At 51.9% G+C, this 3,324-nt stretch carries 5 protein-coding genes and 1 pseudogene; 2 read left to right on the forward strand and 4 right to left on the reverse strand.

Translation table 11 applies throughout. From position 1 onward, the window contains the following. The 4 genes and pseudogenes from tssA to ACGF49_RS24155 all read right to left on the reverse strand — a co-directional run. A partial coding sequence (gene tssA / locus ACGF49_RS24140) for a type VI secretion system protein TssA (RefSeq protein ID WP_387493187.1) occupies nucleotides 1–1,235 on the reverse strand: 1,235 nt, incomplete at its 3' end. A 5-nt stretch (nucleotides 1,236–1,240) separates the two neighbouring features. Further along, the gene (gene vasI, locus ACGF49_RS24145; protein WP_113043138.1) at nucleotides 1,241–1,888 is read right to left on the reverse strand and encodes a type VI secretion system-associated protein VasI; all 648 of its coding nucleotides are present in this window, start codon (nucleotides 1,886–1,888) and stop codon (nucleotides 1,241–1,243) included. Beyond that, nucleotides 1,885–2,685 carry a helix-turn-helix domain-containing protein gene (locus ACGF49_RS24150; RefSeq protein WP_113043137.1) on the reverse strand — a complete coding sequence of 267 codons (801 nt, stop codon included), beginning with the start codon at nucleotides 2,683–2,685 and terminating at the stop codon, nucleotides 1,885–1,887. The genes vasI and ACGF49_RS24150 overlap by 4 nt, the downstream gene beginning before the upstream one ends. Continuing rightward, nucleotides 2,682–2,825, reverse strand: a pseudogene (locus ACGF49_RS24155) (hypothetical protein); the annotation flags it as partial. The pseudogene ACGF49_RS24155 and the gene ACGF49_RS24150, both read right to left, overlap by 4 nt. Before the next feature lie 31 nt (nucleotides 2,826–2,856). Here ACGF49_RS24155 and ACGF49_RS24160 point away from each other — a divergent pair. Together ACGF49_RS24160 and ACGF49_RS24165 are read left to right on the forward strand one after the other, a co-directional pair. Continuing rightward, on the forward strand, nucleotides 2,857–3,018 hold the full coding sequence (locus ACGF49_RS24160; RefSeq protein ID WP_387493191.1) for a hypothetical protein: 162 nt from the start codon (nucleotides 2,857–2,859) through the stop codon (nucleotides 3,016–3,018). After that, nucleotides 3,019–3,141, forward strand: coding sequence for a hypothetical protein (locus ACGF49_RS24165; RefSeq protein WP_387493194.1), 123 nt, complete (start codon nucleotides 3,019–3,021; stop codon nucleotides 3,139–3,141). Nucleotides 3,142–3,324 lie beyond the last annotated feature (183 nt).

Here is a 3,324-nt window from a genome sequence, read left to right on the forward strand (position 1 = left end):
CCGTAGAACTGATCCCGGGGTTCGGTCAGGTGTTGCTGATATTGTTCCGCCGCTTTTAGGGCGGCTTCCAGACCGTGCTGCTGAAAACAGTGCCAGACAGCGTCCTGTTCCGGCGTGGCGGCGTTGTTGACGGTGGCGGTCGCCGGGGGATGCAGCCAGTTCAGGGTGGCGTCTGAGATAAACGGGCTCCGGTCGGAGAAAGACAGGCGCTGTAAGGCTGGCAGACGGTCAAGAAAGGCCCGGAGTTCATCGCGAATAGCGTCAGCCACGGCGTGGTAACCGAGTTTTCCGGCGGCCTGCGCCGCGAGAGCGTGCCCGTCCAGCCAGTAAGGGGCCAGTGTCAGGCTCTGTTCTATCTGTTGCAGCAGGGCGTTATCCGCCGCCGGGAGTTTCGTCAGATAATCGGCGGTACGGTCTGCCGACGTCGGCGCCAGTGGTGTTTTGCCGGCGCCATTCGCCATCGGCGCCGTGGTCAGGGTGTGCCAGATCGCATAACGACGCAGCCGGTAACCCACCGGGGCATCAGGCTGGCGTTCGCATAGCAGGTCGGCCACGGTCAGGAGCGTCTGTTTCCAGGCTTTTTCACCGGTACTGTCTACAGTGACATCCGGTATAGGGGGGGATGTCCGTGCTGACGTGTTTGCCGATTGTGCCGTTGTTTCTGCCGGTTCAGCCGGCGCGGCGACCGGTTTGGGCTGAGGTTTACGGGCGTAGCAGGGGCGTAACCGGTCGATCTCTTTAGCCAGTGCCGGTTCGTCGGTATGCCAGCATTGTGCCAGATGCGCCAGTGCGCCCTGTGCCTCTTCGCGCTGCGTCTCATCCGCCTGTTCGCAGAAGCCGGGTTGCGCAGCGTCAAAACGTTTAATCACCTGTTGGGCCAGGCGGCGCTTGAGCTGAGGTTTTTGTGGCCAGGCTGCCTGCCAGTAATGCGGGATGTAATCGGCCAACAGCTCCATTGCCAGGATGAGTTCAGCGGGGTGACTGCCGTGTTGCAGTGTCCGCAGTAAATGAACCATCAGTCTGAAATCTTTGCTTTTTTCGCTGAACAGTTGCAGCGCCTGACGCTGGATCTCTTCAATATTAAGGCTGGAATGGGTTAGCGATCCCAGCTTAACCATCTCCCCGTCGATATATTCCCAGGCGGGTTCGTTTTCATCCAGCGCCCGGCTGATGAGTTCATCCGGCAGGGGGGTCAGCAGGAGGCCCTGCCAGTCAAATTGTTTCCTGATATCCATTGAGATCACCAGCGACAGGCGGAGCGTAAAGGTTTCACCGCCTGTTCCAGTTGAGAAATGTTAAATGTCATTCGGTTTCCGTTGCCGGTTTTGATGGTCAGGGTTTTTCCTGTCATCAGTCGTTTGAGTTCTTCAATGCCCGGGAGTCCACGGCTGGATTCCAGCAGGTAGCCGTTTTCGCGTAAGAACCAGTCAGCACTGAATTGGGCTATTTCCGTCGAAATCATCACAGTGCCGCTATCTTGTGGTTTAGCCAGGGCAATTTGTATTCGGGTAATGTTATCGATACAACTGAGCATCAGTACTGGCCGGGGGGGTGGAGCACCCATCGCGGGTGTAGTCAGTATGACGCGAGTCGGTATACTGTCAGATTGGGTGGTGATAAAACCGGTTGAATGGTCAGTGCGTTTCATCTCCTGTTCCATTGCCTGTCGCCAAACAGGGCCAGTTTTTTCTAACGGGATAACGGCAATATTATCGACTTTATCCAATAGACGGTCGTAGCAATCGAGTCTAACCAACGGCGACGGTTCTGCCCGGCATTGCAGTAAAGCGGGTAGTGAAGGCGCTGTTGGGGTTTCCTGATCTGGCTGAATATCGGGTTTGCCTGTCAGAGAGGCGATTAGTGAACTGACCAGTAACAGAAAACTCATAATTTACACCTGTATTTCGCCAGTTTGTAAGTCAGTGTACGTGGTGCGATACCTAAGCTTTCGGCAATCTGTTTGGTGTTATTGCCGTAAATATGTTGGCGTTGTATCAGTACTGCGCATTCGAACTCTTCGAGTGCCTGAGATAAGTCGTCGATTTTGCTGTAATCGTGGGAGACGCTGGCTGATGTTTTGTTTTCTGCTGTGGTACTTAACGAAGCCAGCAATTCATCAAGCTGTTTTTCTTTCTGGCGTTGTGTCTGAAAAACCTGGCGGATCTGGCGTAATTGTTCACGCAGTTGTTCCAGTTCCTGTAATTTTTTCAATCGGTGTTGCATGACGAGGCAGTAGATGTAAAACATGTTGCTATCGTCAGCAAAACGACGAACATCTTTGGCGAAAACAGCAATCACGCCACACGCTTGCCCGTTGCAATTAAACAACGGGATAGCATGTAGGCCGCAGCGATGAGGGAGTTCTTCGACGAAAATGCGAAAGTTTCGATTGTCTATTCGTACTCCCTGATTGAGTGATTCCCAGGTCGTAGGGGTACCTTTGTACAGGATTTGTATCAGTGGATGGTTAATATCACCGATATTGACATCCAGTTGTAGCGCGCTTATTTGGTTTGGCGCCGGCAGCCGGTAGCATTCCAGACGGTTTTCATTCACGTTAAGCAGAGAGACCAGCAAGGCGTCAAAACGCTGGCGTTGGTGATTCACTTGAAGAAAGTGGTGAACCAGTTGCTCGATAGAGTCATTTTCCAATAACGCTAATGCGCTTTTCAGCCGTTGTTTCATGGTATCTCCTCAACCACCGCATTGAATTGATGGTCGTTAACGGTGAGCTGGATAGCGCTGATCTGCTTTCCGGCAGCCATTTTTTGCAACAACAGCAGAGATAATGGCGGCAACAAAGCGCCATCAATGATCGATTCCATTTAGCTGTTGCAAGATGTTCTGGGTTTGGTTGTGCAGACGGATAGCATAGAAGCCATAAACGATAGCGAGCAGCGTAATACCGCTCCAGAACAGATGCTTAATGGTCAGACGCTTACCCAAGCGATAGCGATCATTACGCTCATTGGCGTTACTGTGGAGAACGATGGGCGGAGATACGCGCCTGTGCCGTGAATGACGGGGAAGCGTATCAGATTAGGGATGCCATCGGTAAGCTTCAATCTGCTCTGGCTTACTGTGGGTATGCGCCACGGTAGATCAATAGGAACACCGGAAGATCTGGTGATTGTGAACTGATCTCTCTAAATCTAGTCATTAAATGTTGAATCTAGTTTTTGAGGGCAGTTCATCTATAATTTTATTAACTATTGGGAACCTCTAAAAACTTTTCACAGCCACAAAATTGAGTAAAATGTAGGCACAGTACATCTCTGCAAGGTAGCGCTGTCATGATACCGCCTCGTTCTGCTTTAAAAAAAG

It is taken from the genome of Photorhabdus sp. RM96S, from assembly GCF_042879335.1.
GTDB classification, from domain to species: Bacteria; Pseudomonadota; Gammaproteobacteria; order Enterobacterales; family Enterobacteriaceae; genus Photorhabdus; species Photorhabdus kayaii.